Origin of the sequence: Candidatus Chazhemtobacterium aquaticus (genome assembly GCF_009936135.1) — a bacterium.
GTDB lineage: Bacteria > Patescibacteriota > Microgenomatia > UBA1400 > Chazhemtobacteraceae > Chazhemtobacterium > Chazhemtobacterium aquaticus.
This window is the reverse complement of sequence record NZ_CP047901.1, coordinates 561,966-587,191: the sequence shown is the minus strand read 5'-3', so window position 1 is coordinate 587,191 and position 25,226 is coordinate 561,966. Positions and strand designations below refer to the sequence as shown.

Genomic DNA, 25,226 nt, shown 5'->3' with positions numbered 1-25,226 from the left:
TAACAGCTGATATTATACCAAGACCGAGGGTGATGAGCTAGGCTTGGGTTTTTGAGATGTTAAAATGGCGTTATGGATCAGATAATGATGTTGTGGCAGGATTTTATATCCCTTTTTCCGATGGAGTTACAAGGTTTGATCGCCTTGCTTATTTTCGTGGGAATTGTATTGATGTTAGTAGATTTGATTAAGCGTAATTTTATCTGGATTTTACTATTGATTATCTTTGTTCCAGCCTCAGTACCCATCTTTAGAACGATAGTGGATGGAATCTTCTATTTTTTGAGAAACGTATTGCCTTAAGGTCAAATCGGGTGATAAGTGGTAAAATTAAGCCTGGCGCCGAGGTGGCGGAATAGGCAGACGCGAGGGACTTAAAATCCCTTGAGGTTCAACCCTCGTGCGGGTTCGATTCCCGCCCTCGGCACTAATTGACAACGGGGTGTAGCTCAGATGGTAGAGTGCTGCGTTTGGGACGCAGAGGTCCCCGGTTCGAGACCGGGCACCCCGACTGGAACATATTATGCGGGAGTAGCTCAATGGTAGAGCATCTGCCTTCCAAGCAGAAGACGGGGGTTCGATCCCCCTCTCCCGCTCCATGCGCCCATAGCTCAGCCGGATAGAGCAACTGCCTTCTAAGCAGTAGGTCGCAGGTTCGAATCCTGCTGGGCGCGCTCAACCAAACTCAAGTAAAATGGTTGAAAACGTGGTGGCTGTAGCTCAGTCGGTTAGAGCGCCGCTCTGTGGAAGCGGAGGTCGCGGGTTCAATTCTCGTCAGCCACCCCCTACTTTTATATATAGGGTTGATATAATATGGGTTATGCGCCCATAGCTCAATGGCAGAGCAGTTGCCTCTTAAGCAATTGGTTGGAGGTTCGAGTCCTCCTGGGCGCACACGAATGCGTTATCTGAGTTTAGTTTCTATACTTCGAAATCATATTTAATTTTCGAAGTGTACATTGATATAATTAAAACAGTTGTGTTTAAGACATGTCCGCGCTGTCAGAAAAGAAAAAATGTATCCGAGTTTAACTGGAAGGTAAGTCTCGTTTAAACCCACTGTTGATGAGAAATATCCCACACTCCAGATACCAGAGTCCAGATATATCTTCCTGATGAACTTAAATTTTTTCTTTAATCGAAAGCTGGTATATGTCTTAATCCTTTGAACCACCCTGGCTACTGATATATCTGGTGAAATCTCAATTTGTAGATGAATGTGATCACTACCCGTGTTGACAGCGTAAAGATACAGTGTGGGATATTTCTTGATCAGTTGGTGTAACTCTAACAGCAACTCTTCCTTGACATACGACTTGATGTATTTCCGTCTGTATTTTGTTCCCCAGACTAGATGGTACTGGTGTTGATAGGCACAGTGATTAAGGCTTCTCTTTCTCATGCAGTCAGCATATCAGGTCAGCCTGATATGCTCATTCATCCCCGCATTCCATACGCTAACTACTCTCGTGTGACGCTATTCCATGCGGGGTTTCCTGTAAGGAAGAAATAAAACTCGTGCAACATATTGCACCGCGTGTTCAAGAGAGTATGTAAGGCAGCATTACGTTGAGAATCGAAAATATTATCTTGAAAAAGCACGAAGAAGAAACGTAGTTGTAAGAGAAGAGGCGCGTCAGTATGTTGGTACATATTTATCAACGCATCCTTGTGTTGATTGTGGTGAGAAGGATATAACTGTTTTAGAGTTTGATCATAAAGATAGAAAGCACAAGCGTTGCACGCTTAGTGATATGGTAAAGGGAGGCTTGTCTTTAAAAACAATTTCGACTGAGATTGGAAAGTGTGAGGTCCGGTGTGCGAATTGCCATAGAAGAAAGACAGCTCATGAGAATAACAGTTGGAAATTAAAATATGCGCCTGTGGCCTAATGGATAAGGCACCTGTCTTCGGAACAGGGTTTTATGGGGGTTCGAGTCCCTCCAGGCGCGCAAGTTGACAATGAGCTTAAATCTTGCGAGTATGGGTAGAGACGTACGATATGTTTAAGAAATTGTGGTTGCTACCTGTGTGGAGCGGTGTCTCGGGAGCTTTGTTAATGGCTTCTGTTTTTATGTATGTAAAAATGGATAAGCCGGTACCCTTAGCTTCGCCTTTAGTGAGCGAGATTCAACCGACTGGAGTGCCTGAGTTAATGTACGCAGCTATTCCAGCACCTGAAAACAAGTTTATTACCTCAATCGGAACCGCTGATGCCAGAGCAGAGATTTTGCGGCAGTATCTTGCAAAACACGAATCCCCGCTTGAACCACACGCTGATTTGATCGTAAAGGTATCAGATGAAAATGGTTTTGATTTTAGATGGCTGGTAGCTATTGCTCAGCAAGAGTCGAATTTGTGTAAGCGGATTCCTGATGATTCATATAACTGCTGGGGTTGGGGCATATGGTGTTTGGATTATGATAGTGAGGCAAATGAGTGTCGGGAAATGAAGATAACCCGGTTTGAGTCATATGAGCAAGCGATAGAGAGGATTGCCCCCCAGTTTAAGGAGAAGTTCTTAAGCAAGGGATCCAGAACCGAGGCTGAGGAAGTAATGGGGACATATACTCCCCCATCTGATGGATCCTGGGCTTTTGGAGTGAACCAGTTTATGAGTGAGTTGGAGTAAATCAATATAGTTTTTTGAGTGGTAAAATATGCCTGATGCCGAGGTGGTGGAATGGCAGACACGCAGCGTTCAGGACGCTGTGAGCGCAAGCTCGTGGAGGTTCAAGTCCTCTCCTCGGCACTACAGTTTCAATTTATTTTGTTTGTGTAAACAGGTCTTCAATTATCTCGTCTAGCGGAACCCCTTGAATGTCTATATCATCTACGGGGAACTTTTCAGCTAGTTTAGCGATGACTGTGCTTTGAGTTGATTTAGAGATTTCTAAAGTATGGGAGAGTTCTCTGCTGGAGATAACATTGCCCAGTTGTTGAAGTTTTTCTTCTTTAACTGGTTTCTTGAAAGTGACGGTTAGATATTTCTTGTCTTGATAATAGTGAGAAAGTTTTTCTAATGTATCGTCAAAAACGATTTGACCGTGGTTGATGATGATGGTACGATCGCAGACACTTTCAATGTCGGCCATCTCGTGACTCGTGAGGAGTATGGTGGTTTGTTCTTCTTTATGGAGATAGCGAAGAAAACCTCTTATTTTTCGTTTCGAGACGACGTCTAATCCAATAGTGGGTTCATCCAGAAAGAGTAGTTTTGGTCGATGAAGAATAGCACCAACTAACTCCATTTTAAGACGTTGACCTAGGGAAAGTTTACGAATGGGTGTGTCTAATTGGTCTTTGATGTCGAGCAGTTCTGTCATTTCGTCAAGACGGTTCTTGAGGATGTTTTCTGGAATTTGATAAATGGTTTTGAAGAGATTGAAACTTTGCATGGCAGAAAGATCCCAAGAGAGACCACTTTTGTTACCCATCACCAAGGCGATTTGACGAAGGAACTCTCTTTTTCTGTCGGTGGGAGTGAACCCTAAGACTTCTATCTCTCCGGAGGTTGGATACAAAAGGCCAGTAAGCATTTTTAGAGTAGTCGTTTTGCCTGCCCCATTTGGTCCAAGCAGGGCGACTGACTCGCCTTGTTTGACTTTAAAATCAATTTTATCTACGGCAATTAACTCTCGGTTATTAGAGAAAAAGATACTTTTAAGTACCCCTTGTTTAATTGGGATTTGATAGGTTTTTGTTAGTTTGTTAGCGCTGATTATGTCTTTCATATTAGGACGAGGCTGAAGCGTAATGTTTTAGGGCAAAATTCCAGGCCTTGATTTTAATAAATAGAAATATGGTTGTGGAGGCTAGGGCGAGGATGAGATAAAAGGGACTGGTGGTTCTTCCAAGTATATATGAAGTAGTGAGGGCGGTGTGGGTAAGAAATGGAATCGCGGTTATACCGAGGAAGATAACTGATTTGGGAAAGGCTTCGAGCGGAATGGCGTCGCTACCAAAAAAAGCAATTTGGTATGAAATTCCGGTCAAGCCTTTTGATTCGCCTGTCCAAAAAGTCAAAAGCGTGAAAAGAAATTGGAAGCAGTGAGTGGCGATTTGACCAAGAAATAGAGTCAGGGCACCGTAAAAAAGTCCGAGTGGAGTGACTGAAAAATCAAGATGTTTGAATAGAAGATAAAGCAAGGGAAGAGTCGCTGGCCACATTTCTACTATTAGGGTAAATAAATTAATTTTTTGAAAGGTGACGTACCAAAGTGAAGGAAGTGGCTTGCTTAAAATTAGGTCAAGTTTTCCGGTCTTGATGTCATAACCTAGTTTTTCTAGGTTAGTCATGCTCCAGACCCAGATGAGATAGAAATTTAGCTGAACCATTAAAGTGAAAAGAAGGGCTTCCGAGTAACGATACCCACCGATTGTTTCAACCCGTCCGTATAGCGCTGAGAGAAAAACAAGATAGGTCAACATATAGGTGATGGTTGATGCCAAACCTCCCCAGTTGTTTAGGCTGTAGGCGAGTGATTCTTTAAGTGAGAAGAGAGTGTTGGCTTTGAGAATCTCGAGCCTTATTTTGATTGGTTCAAATACCGACTGCTTCATAGCGTTTCAAACCTGATCGCCAGACAAAAAAACTAAATGGTAATAGGATTCCGATCCAAAAAATAGTACTTAAAAACGAGGTTAGAATATCTTTATTGAGACTGTGTGTTTGCATGATGATCGAGGGAAGATAAGCGATGGCAGGAAGCGGAGTGAGTAATAGAATTTGTTTAATCTTATCGGAGAAGAAAGTGATGGGAATAAGAACTCCACCAAAGACACGAATAAAGTGAGAGGCTACGTTTTGAAGGTGATTGGCCTCTGGACTCCAAAAAGTTAAACTGCCTACCAAAAGGTTGAAAATAAAACTGATTATGAAAGCGAGAAAAACACTGATTAAAAAAAGGATAAATTGAATAATCGAGAATGATGGAAGGAACAAAAAGCCTGTAACGGCTAAGAGGATAGCCATTAAAATTATCACGCCACGAGTTCCAAGAAATGAGGTGTATAAGAAAATGACTGGATTGATTGGACGAAGTAAATGAGCACTTAAGGTTCCAGTCTTAATTTCCTCATTTAAAGTTCTGGTAAATCGAAGCGATTCCGCGTCAACAAGGCCTTGGACGCCATTGGCGATTAAAAAATATGAAACAAGCGAATTGACACCCACTGAGGCGGACTTGCCTATTAATGACCAGAGAAAAATAATGCCCCCTAAATATATGGCTTTGTTTAAAACCATAAGCCAAACTTCGCTGCGATAGTTTGTTACCTGAGTTAGTCCAAAAATCAAACTGTCTTTATATGTTGAGATTCTCATCTAGGATGATTATAGCCGTTCTGAGCAGTTGACCATATCAATGGATGAATGTGACTTAAGGTATTGATTGACGTAGAGGTTAAGGGTTTCTTTTAGTACACATGAGGAAGTAAGACAAGCAAATTCTGGGGTATCAATTTGTGTTATTCTTAGATGTCGTGATCAAGGTTCATAATCCGTATAGACAAAAATATCACCACAGCTATAACAGTGATGTTTGCCCATTTTGCAATCAAGAGATTATTGAGAAACAAAATATAAAGCTACTTGAAGGGAGTTATTGGATGGTTTTTGTTAATCAGTACCCGATTCTTGATGGTAATTTGATGTTGGTGACTAAACGACACGTCGAGGATACTTCAGATTTATATGAAAATGAGTGGAAAGAATTGAAAGAAAAGGTTGAGGAGACAAAGGCAATTCTATCTAAAGTCTTTGAGACTAAGTCGTTTAATGTTGGTTTTAATGTTGGGCCTGATTCAGGTTCTTCTGTAAGACATCTTCACTGGCAGGTAATACCAAGAATTGATCGTCAAGTAATGAACGGCTTCTCTGGTTTTATTGCAGGTATTCACACGGTTCGTATTTCACCAAAGGAATTAAAGTCAAAGATTGAAAAAGCGCTATAGCTATTGTTTGTTTTTTGTTTAGATATGCACGAGTACTGATTAAGCTTGAAGACGTTGGAAGATATCTTTGAGAACAGTCTTTATGGACCTGGGCATGGGAATGGTGGCTATCAGATTTCGTAGTAAGCGGAGAATATAGGCGGATAAGTTTTTAAGTCTGTCAATAATAGTGAGAGACAAGGTTTTTTGAGCGTAGGTAATGGAGCCAACTAGACGGATATTTTTAAAGTGATTGCCAAAATACAACTGTTGAGTAACAAGTTTGCGAGGCCCGGGCCAGCTGATGGTGTCATGAAAGGCGATGGTGCCACCCAGTTGAAGCTTGGGGTAGTAATCTTTAAAGTCTTGGCTAACTGCTTGGTAAGAGTGATCGCCGTCGATGAAGAGCAGACTGATAGGCTTGTTGATCTTCTTGGCAGCTTCTTTGGAGGTGAGACGTAAAGGCTTAACCTTTTTGGTCAGGTTATGGCTTTCGATGTTGTTTAAAAAGTCCTTGTAGGTATCAACAGATTTACCTTTTTGATGGTGTTCAGGAGAGCCGGTATGAGGATCGATGGCGTAGACTGGAACCTTGGCAGATAGAGCAAGAGCGATGGTTGATTTACCCTTCCAGGAACCAATCTCGACAATGATGGTGACAGGAGTGGCTTGAGCAGCTAGTTGGTTGAGTAATATAGCCTCATCGTCACGAAGCCAGCCCTCAACTGATTCAAGCTGGGTGAGTAATTTAGTGGAACTAGTTTTGGACACGAGCTTTTAGAGTAGCTGGACTAACCTTGGTGCTTGTTCTAGTAGCAAAGGCGTGAATAGAGAAGAAAACTGAACTGTAGAAAAGATCACCTAACATAGTCCAACGCAGGAAAGGTAGACCCATGGCGTAACTGGTTACAAGACCATCAATTCCTCGACTATATGCTCCGGCAGCCCAGACACCGAAGTTGGTAATCAGAAAGAACTGAAGGGAGGTAATCAGAGAGGCTAAAACCAAGTTACTGGCTTTAAAGTGGCGACGTAACCACAGACCAATTAAGCCTGAAAGTAAGAAGCTACCCCAGACATAAAGGGTGGTGGCATGAAACATGGCTGAAATGGGTTTGATGCCAGACAAGTCAAGGATGGGAATTGCGAAAGGATTAACGTAAAGGAGAAGATAGTCAGAGACGACGGCTATGACTAAAGGCAAGATAAAAGCGTAACGGCGAGGTAGCTTGGTACCGGCAAACAGTGCAGTAGCGCTGATGGAGGAGAAATTGGGTAGGTGTGGAACAAGTCTTAAAATAATTCCGCCTAGGATAATGGTGGTGTTAATCATGTTTTTTTGCGTTCGTAAATTTTAATGACAGCGAATAGAGTAATGATGCCTAATATAACAGCTAGGGTGGGGATATATGAAATAGAGGTAGATACTGATGGAGATTTTAGCCCGTTAGTATCATTAGTGACAAGGGGTTGATTGGATGTATCTTCTGGCTGTTGATCGGGTGATGGAGTGGGTAGAGGGGCTCTAGAGTCTTTTGAGCCTAGAAGCAGGGGTTGTGGAGTAGTTGTGGGTGAGGGTGTTAATGTAGGTGTTTGAGTAGGAGTAGGCGTAGGAGTAGCTGTAGGCTCTGGGGTAGTGGTAGAGGTGGGAGTAGGAGTTGGTGTTGGTGTCAAAGTAGGAGTAGGTGTTTGAGAAGGATCGGGAGACTGCTTGGTCCACCAGGCCGAGTTTAGAGCAATCAGGGCATGACTGGTTGTAGTGGGGTCGCTGCCATACTCAGCTGACCAGGGGAAACTACCGTCGGCTTGTTGTTGTGAGAGTAACCAATCTGTAGCCTTTAAAGCCTGAGAAGAGTCAGAGAGACCAAGCATATTTAATGCCATGAGAGCCCAGGAGGTAGAGGCACCATCGGGAGTAGGCGTATTGGGGTCGTAGGCAAAACCGCCAGATTCTGTTTGTGACTCTAGTAAATATGTTTGGGCTTGAGAGAGACTGTCTTCAAGTTGGGGATGGGTAAAACCTGATGTTTTGGCCAGATGGAGGGCTTGGATAGCGGCTGCGGTGTCATTGCTGTCAGGAGAACACCGGTCGCAGGTGTTAGTGGTCCAACTAAAACCACCACTGGGGTCTTGGTGAGTAATGAGGAAATCAAGAACCGACTCAATCAACTCATTGTTGGTCGATGAGGCAGAGAGAAGAGCAAGTAACCCAAAAATGTCATCGTTTAGAAGAGTCTCATCACCTAGTTGCCCATTTAGAGCAAGCGACTCAAGGGAGCTTAGGTAGTTGTGTCCAGCAAAATCGGTGGGGTCTTGGTTAAGAGAGACAATGGTAATGATTTTGCGTTCCCAGACGGTGGCAGCTGAGTCAGATGCAGGTAGGTCTGAGAGAAGGAAGTCATATAAAGAGGTGTCACCTGATTTGACAGAAGAGGCAGGAAGGCCGTTTTGAGAAAAGGCGATAGCGGCCCAGTCAGACTCCCCTCCCCTACCGTTGATCTGACCAGTGCTTGCTTGTTGGCTTTGAAGATATGTTAGAGCCTCGGAGATGGCAGTAGTGTTGGCGAACACGGATGAGCCTACCCTAAGGGAGATAAATAGGGTGATTGAGATAATAATGAATGATTTGAGATGTTTCATATAAGTTTAACGGGGACCGGCGTAGGTCCAGTGAATAACATCGCCTTGATTGACCATGACTTGGCTACAACCATAGGGTGGTTGTTGACCGTTAACTGAGTAGGTCCACCAGACTTGGTTGGTGTCTCCTAGACCGTTGATTTGATAAACAGCGTAGGAGGAGAGGGAGGGGAAAAACTTAAGGTTAAGAGAGCTTAATTTACCTTGAGCTAAAGCGGCTTCTAAAACCTGGCAGTGATTTTTGGGTGAATCGAGTTCAAGATTGAAGGGTGGATCGTTATCAATCTGGAGGGTGAGCTTAAGTCGGGGGGTCGGAGCTGGAGTAGTGGTGGGTGGGGTAGTAGGAGTAGGTGTGGGAGGGTTTGTTGGGATGGGTGTTGATGCTGGAGTGATTTGAGAAGTGGGCTTGGTATCGTTAGCAGAGAGAGTGGTAGGAGTAGGTGTAGGAGTAATGGTGATTGAGTCAGGATCAAGTTTGGAGTCTTGGGGAGCTGGTGTAGGTGTTGGATCGGTTTCGGTTAACGATATAGATTTAACAGGGTTTGATTCAAGTGGAGGTAAGACAAGAGACAGTCCGTAGGTAAAGGCGCCAGTGAGAGTAAGTCCGGTAAGGACTATAAGTAAGGGTAGAATTTTTTTTAGTTGAGTCTGCATAGTGGGTAACGCAGACTAAGACGGGAGATATACAAAAAAAAGTCCCTCTAAGCGGGACTTGTTAAAAAACAATTACTGTTTTCAGCAACTGGTTAGCTTTCCGCGAGCTTAGCTACGTATACAAAAATCCTTAGATAGGGCTCGGACTATTACCGTTGCGCGACAGTGAGGGAATTGCACCCTGCTTCACCTAGATAAGGTTTGATTTGCAAGTACGCCAATACGTTAGCATGGAGTTTATGATCATTGCAAGGTTTAGTTTTCTTGGCGTATTTGACGGGGTATTTGGGTATAGGCTATGCTGAGCCAGCAACTAATTGAGAAGTAAAGATGAATAAAGATAAGGGAGGGATAAGGGTTTTGACGCTGTCGAGTGTAGCGACGGCGATGATTATTGTCTGGCTGGTTTACGTGTTCGTGTCTGGTGAGATGTATCGTTTCTACGCCAGTTTATTGTTCTCGTACTATTCTCTAACCGGCAAGATGTGGGTGAGTGTGATTTTACTGGGTGTGACACAGACTTTTTTGCTAATTCCTTTGAGAGTTTTTCGGGTGATCAGGTCGGATAATATAAAAGAGTTTCAGAAAAACATTGGTAAACTTAATACCTCGGGCCAGCAACGGATTCAGGTAAAGAAAGAGTTTCATGAGGGAAACAGATTTTTCTTGTTTTATTTAACAGATTTCTTAATTCAGTTAACGACATTCTTGACGATCGGACGATTGTTCTTAACTGATTTTTACAATACAAGAATTGCCCCTTCTCGGCTTTATGACTTTGTCCCCTACCCCGATTATCCAATCGAGGGAGTGAACTTCTTGATCCCCTACCCGGCCATTAGCAAAACTATTGATATGGGTTGGTATGGAGTATTGGTGGTGTGGATGAGTTTGGCTTTAATTCAGGCAACGGTAATGGCTTTCAAGTACTTCCAGCAGAAACGTGGTGCAGAGGTTAAAAAACAACCAACCCGCTATTCTTTGGCTTACCTGGTTCTTTTTTTGGTTCTGGCCTGGTTGATAGGGAGGCATTTCCCAGTAGCATTTGATTTAAGAATCTTTACTGGGAGTGTAGCTATACCCAACCGAACACTTAACACAATCACGGCTCTAGCCACTTTTGGAACCTTGCTTTGGTTTGGAACGCAGAAGATTTTTAGACAAAGTAATGAAGCTGAAAAAATGGGGATTGATGAAGAAATAATCGAGACAACTCAGAAGAAGATGTTCTCAAGAGCAGTGTTTGACTCGACAGTAGTGGGTCTGGGAGCATTTTTTATAACCAACAATATTCCCTCTGCCTTTGAGTTATCTATCTTCACTCTGGAAATAATCTCGTTACTGTCTCCCCTGACACTGGACAAACTAATCTTGACAGCAAGCAGACCAATGAGAAAGACAGGTTCGTAAATGAGGTATTAGAGCGGGTAACGATACACTGCTCGAACCTATTTAGCCTGGATGACTATATCAAACCAGATCTGGTTCTGCAATTACAGGCTCTTAAAGAACATCTAAATATTTCAAGCTTTCTCAAAATATAATATTCGCTTTATCAAGCCCATCAATAAAAGTAAAAGGCCACAGTAAAGTATTTGAAAACAACCAAGGATCAGTCAGATATTGACTCAAACTCCAACATGAATACATAGGATGTTGACATCTTAACTGCAAGCCTACAAAACCTAAAATTAGTCCCACTATAAAATATACAATAATAGCTATCAGTATTCTTTTAGCATAGAGAGTAAATTTTGTATTGTTCATGATGTTTGATCTATATTGTATCAGTTAATGTAAATTAGTGTTTATTTCTGTCACTTTATGAGCGGGATACGGGAATTGAACCCGTGTTTTTTGCTTGGGAAGCAAATGTTCTACCGTTGAACTAATCCCGCTGATGGGGATATTTTACTACAGGAAGTTGATGAAGATGTTAGAATTCGCTTATGAGTCGTAGACTGTCACGCCTGGAGAGACATAGAAGAAAACAATCAAACCGCCAGGCAGTGCTGTATATCTTTCTCTCAATCGTATTTGTAGCTGGTTTGATTAAGTGGGGTATACCGGCTTTGATAAGTATTGCCTCTGTATGGAGTGGTGATGAGGAGATGACACAAGAAGCCCAAACAACCTTAAAACCCCAAGCTCCTGTGCTTGATCCCCTACCTGAGGCAACCTACAGTGCTTCAATTAAAGTGTCTGGATATAGTTTGGGAGATATGAGGGTGAGGTTACAACTAAATGGAATGGACTTGGATGAAAAACGAACTGATAATGATGGCAGATTTGAGTTCTCCAATGTTTCCTTAAGTAACGATGAAAATAGAATAGAGCTTAAGACTGTTGATGACCAGGATAATGAGAGTGATACCACCGTAGCGACTGTGGTGCTGGACACAAGCAAACCAGTGGTAGAGATAACGTCACCGGATGAGGAGCACCAGTTCTACGGATTGGATCAGAAGAACCTGGAGATACAGGGAAAGGTTGACGAGCCGGAGGATCGAGTCACGGTAAATGATAACTTTGCCCAGGTGGATAGTGAAGGTAACTTTGTGTATCGAACAGTGATGAGTGAGGGCGCCAATGACTATGTGATCAAAGTAGTAGACAATGCGGGCAACGTAACTGAGAGATTGTTTAGAGTTTTCTATACCCCTTAGGCAGACTGGCTAGAGCAAAGAGGAGAGTAAGAATGAAGATGTAGAAGAGGCTGTGGTTAAAGAAGGAGTGAATCAGTATGCTAATGAATGAAGCTGTCAGGGCTGGTGAGGGTTTTAAGAGAGTATAGAGAGAACAGAGTAGGTAAAGGTAGGCGACAAATCCAACTAAACCAGTGGTAACCAGTACAAAAACATAACTGTTACTAAAACCACCTTGGGCTCGTGAGGGAATGGGCGGATCGCCTGATTTAATACTCTTTAAGGTATTAAAGCCGTGACCGAGTATGGGTTTTTGACCAAACAAATTCAGGCCTTGTCTGGAATCTTCAAGACGGGAGGAGATGGAGAAGGTGCGAAGCAGGTTAACTCCCTCTCCGTAGGGCTTGGGGGAAAAAACTAAACTAAGGGATATAAGGGCGAATATAACGAGGTAGACTGGCTTAAAACGACGAAGACCTAGGTAAACTAGGGCAACAAAGAGAGCTAGATAGGAGGCTCTGGAGTAGGTCAGGGCCAGAGCAATGGCAGACAAGACTACCAAGTATTTTTGAGGAGTTGGTTGATGAAGCAGAAGAAGGGTAAAGACAACCAAGACCAAGCCAGTAAAGTTGGGATCAAACAAGGTGCCGACTAAACGATAAAAATGGTCATCAAAACCTAAATAGAACAGCGAGCGAACATCAGGAAAGAAGAAATACTGGAGAAACCCCAAAAATGTGAAGGCTAAAAGAGAGAGAAGAAGATAGTGACGAGTGAGATTGGGCTTGGAGTAAATCCTTAAGGCAAAGTAGATACCAGGATAGACGAGCCAGCGGACAAGATAGGCGGCTGATATGAGCAGATCTGTTGGGGTGAGACTAAAAGAGGCAAGCAGTAAACTAAAAGCAGCAACTGAGGTGAAGATGAGGTAGGGCTTGGTTAATGGGTCCTTATTAATTACCTGCCAGTTTTTCTTGTTTAGGACGACCAGAAGAAGAAGAGATAAAGAAATAAGGTCTAGAAGATAGATATGAATCTGGGGATGAGAAAGAGGGACTTCAAACAGCTGACCAAAAGGCCAGATAAAGGCAAGGCAGATGAGGAGTAGTTTAGGCAGATGCATGCTCATAGAGTTTGATTCTAACAATGAGAGAGTGAAGACTCATGGAAAAAGCCATGATGAAACCTGGGAAGCCATCCAAGAAACCCAATAAAACAAAGTAGTTGTAAACAAACTTCCCCAGTGGTTTTAGTAAGAGATCAAAGTAGGAGAAGGGTTTGTTTTCAGCTAGTAAGGCTTTAGCATCAAGATCGGTGTAGTGATTGAGCCTGTCGATAAACTGGGAAAAGCTTAGGTTTCGCTGATGAAGTAAGGGGTGGGTGAGAGTAGAGGTCTGTCCCTTGATATGCCAGAATTCATGAACCGGTCGCTGCCAGGTACCTGCTGATTTCTTGGCAAGTCTTAGTAAGCGGACTTGACTGGTTTCGCCATGACGTAGAGTTTTGTTTAAGAAAATATCTTGGCGCTTAAGGTAGTAACCATTTATGTTGGTTGATTTAATTGCTTTGAGAATCTGTTTGGCTAGAGTGGGTGGAACTGATTCATCAGAGTCGACAAAAAGAACCCAGTTACAGGTAGCTTGTTTTAAGGCAAAATTGCGTTGAGCGGCAAAGTCTGTAAGAGGATGGGGTATAACCTTGGCGTGATGACGTTTGGCGATAGTTGGCGTGTTGTCAGTTGATAGATCATCAATGACTAGTAGCTCGTTTGCGAATTCAAGTGATGAGAGACAGGTATCAAGAGTGTCTTGGCTGTTGTGGGTTAAGACTATGGCGGAGAGTGTCATTTAGGATGATTGTAACCTCTAGCGGGCAGATATGGCACCAAGGACGGCGTCAAAGTAGAGATCATAGGGATCGTGCCCGTTTTCTCCATGATCGGCAAAAACTTCCTGAGCATGAGAATCAGCTCCTCTGTAGGCAGGATATCTTTCACGATCAAACTGATGAACAGTGCCGGCAAATTTAACGAGGATGACTTCTCTGGGAGTGCGCCGCCTGCGTCCCCTACCAGCTGAAAGACTAGTAAAACAAACTACCTCTACCCCTGCCTGAGCTAGATGGTCACCTGCTTCAAGCTCTGAGGCGATCTCGGCTAAGACTTGGGCTTGATAGGCACGGAGCTCATCCTCTGAGTACTGTTCCGGATCGTAAATGGTAGCAGTTTCGGGTGATAATGACATGGAGTATATTTTTATCACATATACTGGAGTTAATGAAATGGGTTAAAGGTATCTTACTAGGACTGTTTGTTTTGTTACTAATACTAACTTGGTCGGTAGTCGGATTGGCAAGAGAAACTGCGGCCTGTCGAGGAGGAGATGTTGAGAGCTGTATTAACATCGCTCCTGAGGTTATTAGCAAACTAGAGACCCTGAGTAGAGTTGTTCCGCTTAAGCAGGTAAGAGAACCAGTAGCTATATTTAAAAAAATTGAACCATTGCTCGAGGATAGTGAGTATTGGTTAGGGAAAAACGAAGAGACGGTGTACACGGTGTTACTGCTTAATGACAGAGAGCTGAGAACCTTTGGCGGATTTATGGGCTCTTATGCAGTGGTAAGTGTAAAAAGCGGAGGGTATGAAGTCAGGTTTGAGGATATTTATGTTCCGGATGGGCAGATAGAGGGGTATATTGCCCCACCAGAGCCGTTACAGCGTGCTTTTAAGACTGGGAGTCATCGATTGCCTAATGCTGACTGGAGTCCTGATTTTCCTAAAAGTGCAACGGCAATTAGATGGTTTTTTGATAAAGGGAAGGAGGTAGTACCTGATGTGCTAATCACGCTTAATATCTCGACGATGGAGAAAATTATGGGCGTGATTGGTGAGATAGAGATAGCTGAGTATGGTGAGACTTTAAACCAAGACAACTTCTACAAGTGGTTGGAGGATAACACTGAAGTGAACTTTTTCCCCGGATCAACCCAAAAAAGAGACGCTCTAACGGCGACAGGAAAGAAGTTAATGCAAAAACTTGAGAATTTAAGCTTCATGGACAAGTTTAAGGTAGCTAAAATAATCTTTGAGGATCTGGAGAACAAGAATATTGTTGTTAACTCTACAGATGAATCGGCGCAGAACACCATCCATGAACTGGGCTGGTCTGGTGAGTATGCCCCGTTGGTAGTGAGTGATGAAATACATCAGACTATTAACGTGGGAGTGATTGAGATGAATTTGGGAGTAAATAAGGCTAATTGTTGTGTGAGCAGAGTAATGAAGCAAAGACTGGTAGCAGCGAATGGAAGATTGGTTCATTTAATTGAAGTAGAGATATCTAATCAGGCGCCTCAGGAGTTTGCAGTGAAGCCAAAGTTTTATGGAGGTAATTACTTAAGCTATTTGCGTTTCTACATTCCTGAGAAGGCAGAAAACATTCAGGTATCGGCACTGCCGACGATAACTGGAGATCTGGGTCTGTGGCCACAACCATACAGCGGGAAAAGCGAGGAGCTAGATATCCAACAGGTATATGGATTTAGCGAGATTGGTTTGTTTAACACCACTAGAGCAGGAACAAACAGTTGGGTAAGAGTGGTGTATGAGCTAGAGGATGAGGGTAAGGATATTAGGCTAGGGATTCTTAAGCAACCGGGGATACGAGAGGTAGAAACTACTCTTGAACTATTAGGCAAGACGAGGACGATTAACCTGGTTGATGATTATGTTGTAGAGATACGGCGATAGCGCCAGTGGTGATAGGTCCAGAGAAGATATAGGTATGGGTAGTGAATGGATTGATAGACAAGAGCAGTAAGTTTGTTTATTCCGTGTAGATTGTTGATGATGAAACGAAAATGACTAGGTACGAGATGCTTTAATTTTCCTAGCGAGGACGAGAAACTTGATGAGGTTTGGTGAGATATAAGAACAGAACGGTCAGCGGCAATTTTGTATCCCCCACTCCTGAGATTAAGGCAGTATTCAACATCTTCGAAATACATGAAATACTGATCGTTAAGTAAGCCAATCTTTTTTACAACATCTGCTTTTAGGAGAACGCATGCAAATGAAACGTAATCATGAAAGGTTAATGTTGATTTGTTTCTTATACGTTTAATGGTCTGATGTTTGGCCATACCGGTGAAACGATTTAGAAAACCACCAAGGGTGATTTGATTATTGTGGAGATGTCCTGGGGCGATAAGGGCGATTTTGGGATCTTTATTGAGATGATTAAGGAGAGGTTTGAAGAATACTTTAGGTATTGAAGCATCTGGATTGAGAATAAGTAGGTGGCTAGCGCCGTCCTTAATGGCCATTTTGATACCAATGTTGTTACCTTTAGCAAAACCATAGTTACGCCTGTTTTTAATTATTTTGATGTGGGGATGTTGTTTTTGAAGGAGGCGTTGTCTAGCCGGGTCATTTGAGTTATCAACAACATAAATCGTGGATCTTAGCGGTAGGTCTGATTTATTAACTGAAGCAATGCAATCAGCTGTAGCCTGATAGTCTTTGTAATTAAGAATAATGATGGCGGTTTTCATGATTTCAGGAGATGCGAGATTGTGGTTGAGGAGATCTTGCTCAAACTAAGATGTTGATTGAGAAGTGAGTAAAATCTGGCTGCTTGAGTGATGTTACCTTGAATGAACAAGTCTTTAATGCTTTTGACTATGTCCAAAGTTCGTTTGTTTTTGACTAATGTTTCGTCTTTATCTGTTAATCCATATGTCTTTTTTAGCTTGGGGTTGTGATAATATTTTTCAATTAATTTGAATATCTCACTTATGTATTTACCGTTATATTGGGATTGGGTCGTCCCTGAGTCGGGATGGGTACGAAATGAACAAAGTGCTTGATTAAGGTAATACAAGTCACCGATAGCAAGTAGTCGAATCCAGAACTCGAAATCTGCAAATTGTGAAAATTGTGGATCGAATAAACCTGCTTTGATTGCATCTGTGCGCCGAAATAAAGTGCTGGTTGGTTCTCCGATTTTGTTTTGGCGGATATTTTTTAGGATCCAACGAGCATGAGTCATCCCGTCAACTTTTCTGTTTTGATTGGAGTATTGCAGAGTTGAAATTGTCTTACCTGTTTCGTCTATTAACCTTCTTTTGCAAGTAACAATAGAGATAGATGAATCTTTGTGTATTGGCTTTACCAACTGGCTGACCGCATTAGGATCAATTAGGTCATCTGAAGCGATAAATTTTATATACTCTCCCCTAGCCTTCTTTATGCAAGCATTCCAATTGGGAACCATGCCAATATTTTTCTTTTGAACAATTAAATGAATTCGCTTGTCTTTGAAGCTTTTAACCAGATTAACTGTGTTGTCATCTGAGGCATTATCACTAACAATGATTTCGATATTTGAGTATGTTTGCTTAAGAGCTGATTCAATTGTGTGTTTAAGATACTTCTCTCTGTTGTAGGTTGGTATGCAGATACTGACCAAAGGATTACTCATGATGTTTTTTTATGAACTGGGTAGCATTCTGGTAGTCTTCTTTGCGACCTATATCAAGATATGAACTGTTTGGGAATTTGATGGCGTAACATGTTTCTTCCTGACAATACTGGTTGGCAGCAATACCAAAAATTGGTTCTAGCTGATCTTGTTTTTGTAAATATGAGTCAATGAACTTAATAGCCGACTTGTTAATAGCACCAATCCCCCAAGTCCATTTTGTTTTTGGATTTGGAATCTTGACGTCAATCTGTTTAATCTGATTATTTGAATTAGTTACTACTGAGTCAAATTTTTCAGGTGACCCAGAATCGAATAAGCCAAGAGTAAGATTGCCCCGAATGTTGTCAATCAATATCTTGTAGCAGTTTTTTGGATACCAGATGGTATCTGGGAGACCAAACACTAGATGATCATTTGATTTAATAAACTTGGCGGGGGCAAATACGCTTTCTGGAAGTGAATGGCTATCTTTGACTATGTATGAAATGTATTGTCCGTATTTAGTTTTGTCTGAAAGATATCTTGGGATATCGAGTTTGTCAGAGTTTATGGTGATGAAAATTCTGGTAACTCCAGCGAGCACTAGTCTCTCGAGTGTGTATTCGATAACCGTTTTCTCACCAATTAATGCCAGCTCCTTAGAAAATGCTAGCGGCTGAAGCCTAGTACCCTTGCCAGCCGCAGGGATAGATGCGTATATCATAACTTGGTATTGTACTGTGTCTTTGTAGATTGAATAGTCTTTTCGTATCCCGATAACGATTTAGCAAGAGCGATTAATAGGGCTGGGACAAGAATCAGTGACGATATTAAATTTGCGTATGCAGGCATAAGAGACGGGTCGACTTGGTTGTAACGGCTAGTAAGCATATAGATTAAGCCAATAGTAAAAATAGTATTTAAACTAGCTGTGATGGCCGGTATCTGAGGTTTGTTTAAGCTTTCAAAAACAGCTGTGGGGATGGGAGTAAGAATGGTGAGTAAGAAGAACCAGCTTAGTATCTTTAAAACTGGATATGCTTGGATCACCACTTCTGGGTTGTTAAGCCAGAGAGTCAAGATTTGATATCCGTATTGATAGACAACGAAGACCTGAATGATACCCAGTAAGAAAATGATTAGCTGAAGTTGGATAATGAGTCGCTTTAATTTTGGAAAGCGCTCAGGTGAAGTCAGTGAAGTACTTAGGGGAAAGAAAGCTAGTGTAACTTGAGAGATGGCTCCGGCAGCTTTGATAATGAGATTTTGAGGGATGCTGAAGGCGGTGACCGCGACAGGCCCAATGAGTCCGCCTAAAATGAAGTTGGAGAACTGGACTCGAATCTGGTTGGCTATATTAGTAACGAAATTCTTACCTCCAAATCCGAGAAGTTCTTTGGAAAGTTGTTTGTGTAGCTTGGGAATGAGTGGGTTAGCTCCTAGCTGATGATGGGAATAGCTAAGGAGGGTAATAAAGGCAGATAGGTGGAAGATAAATTGGAGTCCTAATAAAACTGCAATGTTGTCCGTTTTGGTTGACAGCCAGGCAGTTATGAGGGTGTTGGCGGTGCCAACAATGATGGTACGGGTGTTGTAGATATCAAAACGTTGATGAGCTTGAGGAATGGTTAAGAAAGCTATGTTGAGGTGATTGATAAGAACGATGCCACTGGCGATGACAGTAGCTAGTAAATATTGATCAGGATTAATTGGCGTGAATGCAGGGAGATCAATGAGGAAGAAACGTAGAAGAATGAAGGTGATGAAGGATAGTAAAGCAGCGAGGATGTAAAAGAAGAAAAGAGATGTTTTCCAGGTGTTAACTCTAGTGGCTTGATTGATCTTTGGAAGAGACAACCATCTAATAGTTGCCTGGCTTAAACCAAGATCAAAGGTGGCAGCAACTAAGACGATTCCGTTAAAGAGAATATATGAGCCATATAGCTCCCCACCTAAACTGTTGAGGATGATAGGGATGCTTATCAGGCTAGCAACAGCTAAGTAGGCATAGCTGATTAGATTATATGAGCTGTTCTTGATTAGAGTCTTCTTAATCGACATATTTTTGAAGAAATTTTTTAAAGTTGCGTTCTTGTGTTTTGGTACTAAAGCGTCTTACGTTAATCTGTGCTTGCCTACCTAGTGTAGTGTAATTGTTGAGAGCTTTTTTGGTTTTGCTCAGAAATTGCACAGGATCTCTGTTGGATAAATAACCTGTTTTGTTATCAATTATTGTTTCGGGCACTCCTCCTTCTCTTACTGCAACTACTGGAGTACCTGTCGACTGTGCCTCAATGGAAGTTAACCCAAAGGGTTCGCGGTGTGCTCCTATGCAGACAACTTTAGCCCTTCTATACAAATTTACTAGTTTTACATCACTACCATTTTCAATAATCTCTATATATTTACTTGTATTTTCTTTGGTTATTTTTTTAATCCTTGTTTTCTCTTCAACGCTTCCTCCGCCAAAAATTATTAGCCTGTATATACCAAGTATGGGGAGTAACGACGTGATAACAAAGTCTTGTCCCTTGACCTTTGATATTGTCCCAACAACAATTATTAGATTTTCCTTTTTAATTGACCTGTCCGGCTTGAAAATGTTTTTGTCAACAGCTGGGTACAGGAGTATAGCGTCTTTTTTATATATTTTTTTGATTATTTGTCTTGAATATGTTGAATTACAAATAACATAGTCTGCATTCTTTGTATTGTTTTCGTCTACAATTTTTATTGGATATCGGAGCATGTTTGCGATTCTTCTTTTGAGATCGGGTGCGTGTATACCGGCTGGTTCATAAAACTCTCGCTGAGGCTCGTGTAACACGTACACTCTTTTATGTTTGATGAATTTTATGATATATGGTGATTTTGTAAGGTAGTCATGGTTAATAAGAACGAACCTGTATGCTTTTTTGTTTATCTTTTTTGCGATTTCTCTATGAATATTGGGAAGAACACAAAGTATCCAAATCAACCTTACAATTAAGTTTCTAGGAATAGACAGCTTGTATTCATAAGTACGTAAAACGTTGTTTAATGATCTTTTTAGAGACTGTCCTTTTTCAGTAGTGTAATACACGTCTACTTCATAACCAAAACCGACAAGGTGATCTATGAGCTGTTGCATAACTCGATAGCTACCTCCGCCAGGTAGGTTATGGAATACAGCGACTTTTTTTTTGCTTGACATGGGCGTGCTTAATTTAGTAGTTTAATTTTATAGTGTTTAAGAGGTTTTTTGTTGGTTTAGTTTTTGCATTCTGCTCCGGTTTGTTTTTTTGCTCTTCTGCTCATGCTTTTAATGAAAACTTCACTGGAAGCTTTGAAGAGCCTTGGGTTGTGTCAACCAATTCTGGTCAGATACAGCATTTACCTAATTCTGTCGTTCTTAGCGGTGCAAACTTTGGATATCCTCAGACCTTTCCATACATAAGGACAGGTGAGAGTTTTGATTTAGATATTGATACTGATTTTCAAATTGAATTTGCCTTTAGATACACGATGCCTGGTAGATGGGGAACAGGACTGTCTGTTTCACAAAATATTCCAGAAAATGGTAACGGGCTACCTTTATCTGAATTGCCAGACATAATGATTTTCCAAGTTTGGCAGGATATTGATGGTTTTAAAATATATACGACATTGTGCCCGTCAGATAATCCTGATTGCGTGCGGCAACTACAAAGTATCTCTTTCGATGGATCTGGTGATTTGGACACTTCATGGCACGAAGTAAGAATAGAGTACCTACATAAGGATAATCATTATGAGGTATATCTTGATGATAACTATGTGCCAATTTTTATTTCGGCACCTAGCGATATCTTACCTGTTGGTTTGTGGGCTGGAAATCCTTCTATACAGGGCTCGGGATGGGAGTGGAGCTCGATCGAAATAGACTACATCCGAGTCGAACCAATCGAAATTGAAGAGGGGCGAGACAAAATTATTCTCATCCCTGGCATGTTTGCCAGCTGGAACTACCCAGCCATACTAAACGGACAACCTGGTGAATCATGGAAAGTTCCTGAATGGATTAAGACATACAATAACGTGATTGCTTCGCTTGAGAATGAAGGATATATCCTTAATGAAGATCTGTTTGTCTTTCCGTACGACTGGAGAAAGAAACTGTTTGATTTAAGTGATGACTTAAATGACTACATGAACGACCTAAAGACTCAAGGTAAACTTGAGGACGGTGAGCAGGTTGACTTAGTTGGCCATAGCTTCGGAGGTCTTGTAGCGAGAGCGTACGAGAGTGAGTATGGTGATAGTTTAATTGACCAAATTGTAGCGATTGGATCTCCTAATCTAGGAGTAACTCAGGCATATGGAGCTTGGGAAGGACTGGAAACCTGGAATGCTTCTTGGTGGCAAAGCCAGATGATCCAGTTGTTGGTCAGATTTAACCAGGATCTTGGTGAGTTACCGATCGAGACACTACGGAGAATGTCACCCTCCATTCAGGATGTACTGCCAACTTACAACTTTTTAAACAAAAATGGCACAAATGTCCCGATTAATGAAATGAATCAACAAAATACAAATTTGCCTGATATTAACGAGGGGGATTATGAGGTAGAGGTGATAGCCGGAAAAGGTGAAGAGACAATCGACCAGTTAAATATTAAGCAAAGATCAAAAATCGAGGAGCTATTAGGTCTGTGGGAAGATGGCAAGCCAATTGAAAAACTGATGAGTGATGGAGACGGAACAGTGCTACTTAGTAGTGCAAAGGCAGATTTTGATAATAATTTTGAGATTGAGGCTAACCATGGTGAGATTGTTTTTGGAGAGGAAGGAATTACAACGTTGTTTGGACGATTGGGACTGGATGAAACCTCAGTCGTAGTTAATGAAACTGCTGATGAGCATGATTCCGCTTTGGTGGCGGTGTTGCGTTCTCCTGGAGTAATTAAGCTACTTGATTCGTCTGGAAATGAAATTGATTCGATAATTGATGACAATGGAAAGATATTGTGGTTGCCAGGAGTAGCAGATGGCAGATACAAGATGAAGGTGATTGCTGATGGTGAAACGGGTGACTATGAACTGCATTTTGGATATATCCAACAGGAAAAAGCAGACTGGGAAGTGTTTTTTGGAAGATTGAGCAAAACAGGCGAGGTAGATGAAATCGCCTTTGACATACACAGGGATCAGATAAAGCTTGTCAGTAGAAATGAGAGGCCTGGAGGAAGTAATGCAGTTAAGTATTCGATTGATGGATTGATAGGGAGATTAAGTAAGACAGAAAAGGCCAAGGATCAGTTAAGGATATTAAGACAGATTAAGTTCTGGAGCCATCGACTTTACGGTCAACATACAAGGGAGGGTAATCAGGAAGATGTTGATATGGTAATGGGGTTACTTGATGAATATGACCTGTGGAGTGAGGAGATAATCAAGGAATCAGGTTATGAGATCAAGAAACAACAGGTTATTGGTCGAAGAAGGCTGGTCATTAATTTGGAGAAGACAATAAGCAGGTGGAAGTGGTATACAAGAGACTTGTCTAAAGCCAGAGAGAAACTGCAGATTGCTGAGGACTACTATATGGACAAGAAGTATGCTTTGGCAGATGAGTATTACTACTCGGCTTGGTTGCATTTGAGTCGGGTTTTTAAATTGCCTTGGTGATATTATTGTCTTAGAGTGCCGATGGATGCCTCAGAGTTGGAGTGTTGTTTGAGAATATTATGTTTATACTGAAAAAGTTTAATACGGTAAAAAGGTTTCTAAAAATTATTTTTTTGGAAATACACGATTTGTATGATTGCGTCTCTGGAAAGAGAAAGAGTCACATCCCTCCAACTAGATTAATGTTCGATGGTCCGGCAAGTCTAGACGACTTTCTTAAAAGTGGTGATGTTTTTATGAGCAGTTTTGTGCAAATATTACATCCAGAGCCATCAATAAGGGTTTTGGATATTGGTAGTGGAATAGGTAGGCACACGTTACCACTGACCAAATTGATTGATAGTCATGGAAGGTATGATGGAATCGAAATAGTTATAGCTGGTGTCAAATGGTGCAGAAAACATATTTCTAATCGTTTTCCAAATTTTAGATTCCAACACGTAGATATATATAACGGTGCATATAACCCGCGTGGAAAAATCTTGCCTGAGGAGTTTGTTTTTCCTTTTGAAGATAATAGTTTTGATATAGTTATGGCCTTGTCGGTCTTTACGCACATGACACCTGATAGTGTTCAAAACTATTTAAAAGAGTCATATCGGGTACTAAAACCCGGAGGTAAGGCATATTTTACATATTTCTTAATTAACGATGATTCAAAAAAGAGGTTAGGGGACCAGAACAATACTCAACCGTTCGAACAGACCCCAGATGGTTATTGGACAACAAATCATCAGATTCCTGAAGCTGCAATTGCATATGATGAGGACGTGGTCAGGCGTTTTTATTCTGATTCCAACTTAAAGATTAGTAAGATATATTATGGATCTTGGTGTGGCAGAAAGAAGTTCACTGATTATCAGGATATAGTTCTGGCATCTAAAAAGTAGTCTCTGATTGGTTTAGAATGTGAGTATGTCTATCGTATTAACATTGTTTAACTCAACTACGGGAGGAGATAAGTCGAGGGCGGCAAAGAAGCTAATTGAGCAAAGCTCACCCAGACAAGATTTCTTTTTAATGGTTAGTCTGGCGGTGCTGATGGCTACATTTGGCTTAATTCTTGATAGTATGGCGGTGATTATTGGCTCGATGCTGATCGCTCCCCTACTCTACCCAGTAATGAGCTTGGCTTTGGGAATCGTGATTACTGATGCAAAGTTGGCTGGTAGATCTTTGTTTACGTTGTTTAAGGCAAGTGTTTTAGGCATTGTAGTGTCGGCTGTGGCGACTGTCGTATTTGATGGTGATGTACTGGCTATTACCCCCATGTCATGGTTTGGATCAAAGACTGAACTAATCTCAGTGGCAGTAGCAGTAACAGCTGGAACAGCTGCTTCGTTTGCCCTGATTAAACCTAAGTTAAGCGAGACCTTGCCGGGTATTGCCATCTCGGTGGCAATGATCCCACCTTTGGCAACTGTGGGGTTGGCAATGGCTTGGTTGTCGTGGGACTTGGTAATGAGAGCGCTACTTATTTACCTGATGAACATATTAGGTCTGGTACTAGCAAGCGTAGTAGTGTTTTCTTTGATGGGACTGTATGGCCAGAGAAATGTAATCAAAAAGGAGATGGGGAAAGATGAGAAAGATATGAAGAGAGAGGCGAAACTAGCAAAGAGAGGGAGATAAAGAAAATCGCCAGACGGTGCGACTGGCGATTGTATACAGCTTCCCCATCAGATGGTGAGCATCATGTAACGGTGGAGCATGGTAGTGTTTGATGCCACCAGGATGCCCATGAAGACCCCCATCGGATCAATGCCAATTTGCTGGCTGATGAATGCGGCCAACAAGGCGGCGCCAACTCCTCCGGGAACGGCTGAAAAGATGATGGAAACAACCCCATCTTCTTTTTTGGTCCTGGCCTTGATCTCGTTCTGATGAAGAACGAACATCAGAGTCTCGAAGATTGCTGCGATGAAGAGTAGAATGCCAATTTGGAACGAGACCTCTTGATCGAAGGTGTTTGTTAGATACAGGATTGCGGTGATGGTGGTGGCGTAGACCGAAGCCAACGCCAGAGACAGGACTACCCTTGGGAAATCCAGATATTTCCAGTTCATCGACCTTCTCCCTTCTTGTGGAATATTTAGAGTACCTCAATATTATAAGATATTTTAGGGCGAGATACTAGATATAGGTGCTCGCGCCTGGGATCGAACCAGGGACCTCACGAATGTGAATCGTGCGCTCTAACCAGCTGAGCTACGCGAGCTTGAGGTGTATTTTAGCAAATAAGGGT

Annotated in this window: 26 protein-coding genes, 10 tRNA genes and 1 riboswitch; of the genes, 17 read left to right on the top strand and 19 right to left on the bottom strand. The window is 41.9% G+C overall.

Going from position 1 to position 25,226, the window contains the following annotated elements:
* The first annotated feature begins 72 nt into the window (after positions 1 to 72).
* From MICH65_RS03095 to MICH65_RS03065, 7 genes are all read left to right on the top strand, one after another.
* Entirely contained in the window at positions 73 to 303 is a 231-nt protein-coding gene (locus MICH65_RS03095; protein ID WP_161931958.1) for a hypothetical protein, read from the top strand.
* A 38-nt stretch (positions 304 to 341) separates the two neighbouring features.
* Positions 342 to 427: transfer RNA gene (locus MICH65_RS03090), tRNA-Leu, on the top strand.
* 11 nt (positions 428 to 438) lie between these two features.
* Positions 439 to 511, top strand: a tRNA-Pro gene (locus MICH65_RS03085).
* Between the two features lie 14 nt (positions 512 to 525).
* A tRNA-Gly gene (locus tag MICH65_RS03080) sits at positions 526 to 599 on the top strand.
* A 1-nt stretch (position 600) separates the two neighbouring features.
* Positions 601 to 674, top strand: a tRNA-Arg gene (locus tag MICH65_RS03075).
* A 35-nt stretch (positions 675 to 709) separates the two neighbouring features.
* Positions 710 to 783 (top strand) — tRNA-His (locus tag MICH65_RS03070).
* A gap of 39 nt (positions 784 to 822) precedes the next feature.
* Positions 823 to 894: transfer RNA gene (locus MICH65_RS03065), tRNA-Lys, on the top strand.
* A gap of 46 nt (positions 895 to 940) precedes the next feature.
* Here MICH65_RS03065 and tnpA read toward each other — a convergent pair.
* Positions 941 to 1,402, bottom strand: a complete 462-nt coding sequence (tnpA, locus tag MICH65_RS03060; protein WP_161931957.1) for an IS200/IS605 family transposase — start codon at positions 1,400 to 1,402, stop codon at positions 941 to 943.
* 475 nt (positions 1,403 to 1,877) lie between these two features.
* Between tnpA and MICH65_RS03055 the strand changes: the two genes are divergently transcribed.
* From MICH65_RS03055 to MICH65_RS03045, 3 genes are all read left to right on the top strand, one after another.
* Positions 1,878 to 1,952 (top strand) — tRNA-Arg (locus MICH65_RS03055).
* Between the two features lie 50 nt (positions 1,953 to 2,002).
* Positions 2,003 to 2,632 carry a hypothetical protein gene (locus MICH65_RS03050; RefSeq protein WP_161931956.1) on the top strand — a complete coding sequence of 210 codons (630 nt, stop codon included), beginning with the start codon at positions 2,003 to 2,005 and terminating at the stop codon, positions 2,630 to 2,632.
* Between the two features lie 37 nt (positions 2,633 to 2,669).
* A tRNA-Leu gene (locus MICH65_RS03045) sits at positions 2,670 to 2,752 on the top strand.
* A 13-nt stretch (positions 2,753 to 2,765) separates the two neighbouring features.
* Here MICH65_RS03045 and MICH65_RS03040 read toward each other — a convergent pair.
* The 3 genes from MICH65_RS03040 to MICH65_RS03030 are packed head-to-tail and all read right to left on the bottom strand — an operon-like array spanning position 2,766 to position 5,326.
* Positions 2,766 to 3,734, bottom strand: coding sequence for an ABC transporter ATP-binding protein (locus tag MICH65_RS03040; RefSeq protein ID WP_161931955.1), 969 nt, complete (start codon positions 3,732 to 3,734; stop codon positions 2,766 to 2,768).
* Between the two features lies 1 nt (position 3,735).
* A complete protein-coding gene (locus tag MICH65_RS03035; protein ID WP_161931954.1) occupies positions 3,736 to 4,563 on the bottom strand; it encodes an ABC-2 family transporter protein in 828 nt (275 codons plus the stop codon).
* On the bottom strand, positions 4,544 to 5,326 hold the full coding sequence (locus MICH65_RS03030) for an ABC transporter permease (protein ID WP_161931953.1): 783 nt from the start codon (positions 5,324 to 5,326) through the stop codon (positions 4,544 to 4,546). The genes MICH65_RS03035 and MICH65_RS03030 overlap by 20 nt, the downstream gene beginning before the upstream one ends.
* A gap of 158 nt (positions 5,327 to 5,484) precedes the next feature.
* On the opposite strand from MICH65_RS03030, the gene MICH65_RS03025 reads away from it, so the two are divergent.
* Complete coding sequence (locus tag MICH65_RS03025; RefSeq protein ID WP_161931952.1) at positions 5,485 to 5,955, top strand: HIT family protein; 471 nt, start codon at positions 5,485 to 5,487, stop codon at positions 5,953 to 5,955.
* Between the two features lie 39 nt (positions 5,956 to 5,994).
* On the opposite strand, the gene MICH65_RS03020 is transcribed toward MICH65_RS03025, so the two are convergent.
* From MICH65_RS03020 to MICH65_RS03005, 4 genes are read right to left on the bottom strand one after another with little or no spacing between them, the layout of a single operon-like run.
* Positions 5,995 to 6,705, bottom strand: coding sequence for a class I SAM-dependent methyltransferase (locus MICH65_RS03020; RefSeq protein WP_161931951.1), 711 nt, complete (start codon positions 6,703 to 6,705; stop codon positions 5,995 to 5,997).
* Positions 6,692 to 7,267 carry a DUF6580 family putative transport protein gene (locus MICH65_RS03015; protein WP_161931950.1) on the bottom strand — a complete coding sequence of 192 codons (576 nt, stop codon included), beginning with the start codon at positions 7,265 to 7,267 and terminating at the stop codon, positions 6,692 to 6,694. The genes MICH65_RS03020 and MICH65_RS03015 overlap by 14 nt, the downstream gene beginning before the upstream one ends.
* The gene (locus MICH65_RS03010) at positions 7,264 to 8,574 is read right to left on the bottom strand and encodes a prenyltransferase/squalene oxidase repeat-containing protein (protein WP_161931949.1); all 1,311 of its coding nucleotides are present in this window, start codon (positions 8,572 to 8,574) and stop codon (positions 7,264 to 7,266) included. Before MICH65_RS03010 ends, MICH65_RS03015 begins: the two co-directional genes overlap by 4 nt.
* Positions 8,575 to 8,580: 6 nt before the next feature.
* Complete coding sequence (locus MICH65_RS03005; protein WP_161931948.1) at positions 8,581 to 9,228, bottom strand: DUF4430 domain-containing protein; 648 nt, start codon at positions 9,226 to 9,228, stop codon at positions 8,581 to 8,583.
* A gap of 127 nt (positions 9,229 to 9,355) precedes the next feature.
* Positions 9,356 to 9,429, bottom strand: a riboswitch (adenosylcobalamin-variant (AdoCbl-variant) riboswitch).
* 129 nt (positions 9,430 to 9,558) lie between these two features.
* Here MICH65_RS03005 and MICH65_RS03000 point away from each other — a divergent pair.
* A complete protein-coding gene (locus tag MICH65_RS03000) occupies positions 9,559 to 10,638 on the top strand; it encodes a hypothetical protein (RefSeq protein WP_161931947.1) in 1,080 nt (359 codons plus the stop codon).
* Between the two features lie 417 nt (positions 10,639 to 11,055).
* On the opposite strand, the gene MICH65_RS02995 is transcribed toward MICH65_RS03000, so the two are convergent.
* A tRNA-Gly gene (locus tag MICH65_RS02995) sits at positions 11,056 to 11,126 on the bottom strand.
* A 51-nt stretch (positions 11,127 to 11,177) separates the two neighbouring features.
* Here MICH65_RS02995 and MICH65_RS02990 point away from each other — a divergent pair.
* A complete protein-coding gene (locus MICH65_RS02990) occupies positions 11,178 to 11,894 on the top strand; it encodes a hypothetical protein (protein WP_161931946.1) in 717 nt (238 codons plus the stop codon).
* Here MICH65_RS02990 and MICH65_RS02985 read toward each other — a convergent pair.
* The 3 genes from MICH65_RS02985 to MICH65_RS02975 are packed head-to-tail and all read right to left on the bottom strand — an operon-like array spanning position 11,872 to position 14,116.
* A complete protein-coding gene (locus MICH65_RS02985; RefSeq protein ID WP_161931945.1) occupies positions 11,872 to 13,002 on the bottom strand; it encodes an O-antigen ligase family protein in 1,131 nt (376 codons plus the stop codon). The two genes, MICH65_RS02990 and MICH65_RS02985, sit on opposite strands and share 23 nt — an antisense overlap.
* Positions 12,983 to 13,720, bottom strand: coding sequence for a glycosyltransferase family 2 protein (locus MICH65_RS02980; RefSeq protein ID WP_161931944.1), 738 nt, complete (start codon positions 13,718 to 13,720; stop codon positions 12,983 to 12,985). The genes MICH65_RS02985 and MICH65_RS02980 overlap by 20 nt, the downstream gene beginning before the upstream one ends.
* An 18-nt stretch (positions 13,721 to 13,738) precedes the next feature.
* On the bottom strand, positions 13,739 to 14,116 hold the full coding sequence (locus MICH65_RS02975) for a hypothetical protein (RefSeq protein ID WP_161931943.1): 378 nt from the start codon (positions 14,114 to 14,116) through the stop codon (positions 13,739 to 13,741).
* Positions 14,117 to 14,148: 32 nt separating this feature from the next.
* Here MICH65_RS02975 and MICH65_RS02970 point away from each other — a divergent pair, with 32 nt between their 5' ends.
* The gene (locus MICH65_RS02970) at positions 14,149 to 15,621 is read left to right on the top strand and encodes a DUF4012 domain-containing protein (RefSeq protein WP_161931942.1); all 1,473 of its coding nucleotides are present in this window, start codon (positions 14,149 to 14,151) and stop codon (positions 15,619 to 15,621) included.
* Here the strand turns inward: MICH65_RS02970 and MICH65_RS02965 are convergent.
* Genes MICH65_RS02965 through MICH65_RS02945 form a run of 5 tightly spaced genes read right to left on the bottom strand, consistent with a single transcriptional unit; the run spans position 15,597 to position 20,528 of the window.
* Positions 15,597 to 16,424, bottom strand: coding sequence for a glycosyltransferase (locus tag MICH65_RS02965; RefSeq protein ID WP_161931941.1), 828 nt, complete (start codon positions 16,422 to 16,424; stop codon positions 15,597 to 15,599). The genes MICH65_RS02970 and MICH65_RS02965 overlap by 25 nt on opposite strands.
* On the bottom strand, positions 16,421 to 17,353 hold the full coding sequence (locus tag MICH65_RS02960; RefSeq protein WP_161931940.1) for a glycosyltransferase: 933 nt from the start codon (positions 17,351 to 17,353) through the stop codon (positions 16,421 to 16,423). Before MICH65_RS02960 ends, MICH65_RS02965 begins: the two co-directional genes overlap by 4 nt.
* Positions 17,346 to 18,059: a sugar phosphate nucleotidyltransferase gene (locus MICH65_RS02955; protein WP_161931939.1), complete on the bottom strand. Its 714-nt coding sequence runs from the start codon at positions 18,057 to 18,059 to the stop codon at positions 17,346 to 17,348. The genes MICH65_RS02960 and MICH65_RS02955 overlap by 8 nt, the downstream gene beginning before the upstream one ends.
* Positions 18,056 to 19,396, bottom strand: coding sequence for an oligosaccharide flippase family protein (locus MICH65_RS02950; RefSeq protein WP_161931938.1), 1,341 nt, complete (start codon positions 19,394 to 19,396; stop codon positions 18,056 to 18,058). The genes MICH65_RS02955 and MICH65_RS02950 overlap by 4 nt, the downstream gene beginning before the upstream one ends.
* Entirely contained in the window at positions 19,386 to 20,528 is a 1,143-nt protein-coding gene (locus tag MICH65_RS02945) for a glycosyltransferase family 4 protein (RefSeq protein ID WP_161931937.1), read from the bottom strand. The genes MICH65_RS02950 and MICH65_RS02945 overlap by 11 nt, the downstream gene beginning before the upstream one ends.
* 32 nt (positions 20,529 to 20,560) lie before the next feature.
* On the opposite strand from MICH65_RS02945, the gene MICH65_RS02940 reads away from it, so the two are divergent.
* Genes MICH65_RS02940 through MICH65_RS02930 form a run of 3 tightly spaced genes read left to right on the top strand, consistent with a single transcriptional unit; the run spans position 20,561 to position 24,613 of the window.
* Positions 20,561 to 22,981 carry a lipase family alpha/beta hydrolase gene (locus MICH65_RS02940; RefSeq protein WP_161931936.1) on the top strand — a complete coding sequence of 807 codons (2,421 nt, stop codon included), beginning with the start codon at positions 20,561 to 20,563 and terminating at the stop codon, positions 22,979 to 22,981.
* A 59-nt stretch (positions 22,982 to 23,040) separates the two neighbouring features.
* Entirely contained in the window at positions 23,041 to 23,871 is an 831-nt protein-coding gene (locus MICH65_RS02935; RefSeq protein WP_161931935.1) for a class I SAM-dependent methyltransferase, read from the top strand.
* A 25-nt stretch (positions 23,872 to 23,896) separates the two neighbouring features.
* Positions 23,897 to 24,613, top strand: coding sequence for a TIGR00341 family protein (locus MICH65_RS02930; RefSeq protein WP_161931934.1), 717 nt, complete (start codon positions 23,897 to 23,899; stop codon positions 24,611 to 24,613).
* 47 nt (positions 24,614 to 24,660) lie between these two features.
* Here the strand turns inward: MICH65_RS02930 and MICH65_RS02925 are convergent, their stop codons facing one another.
* Together MICH65_RS02925 and MICH65_RS02920 are read right to left on the bottom strand one after the other, a co-directional pair.
* A complete protein-coding gene (locus MICH65_RS02925; protein WP_161931933.1) occupies positions 24,661 to 25,047 on the bottom strand; it encodes a hypothetical protein in 387 nt (128 codons plus the stop codon).
* Positions 25,048 to 25,125: 78 nt separating this feature from the next.
* Positions 25,126 to 25,199, bottom strand: a tRNA-Val gene (locus tag MICH65_RS02920).
* Positions 25,200 to 25,226: the final 27 nt, after the last annotated feature.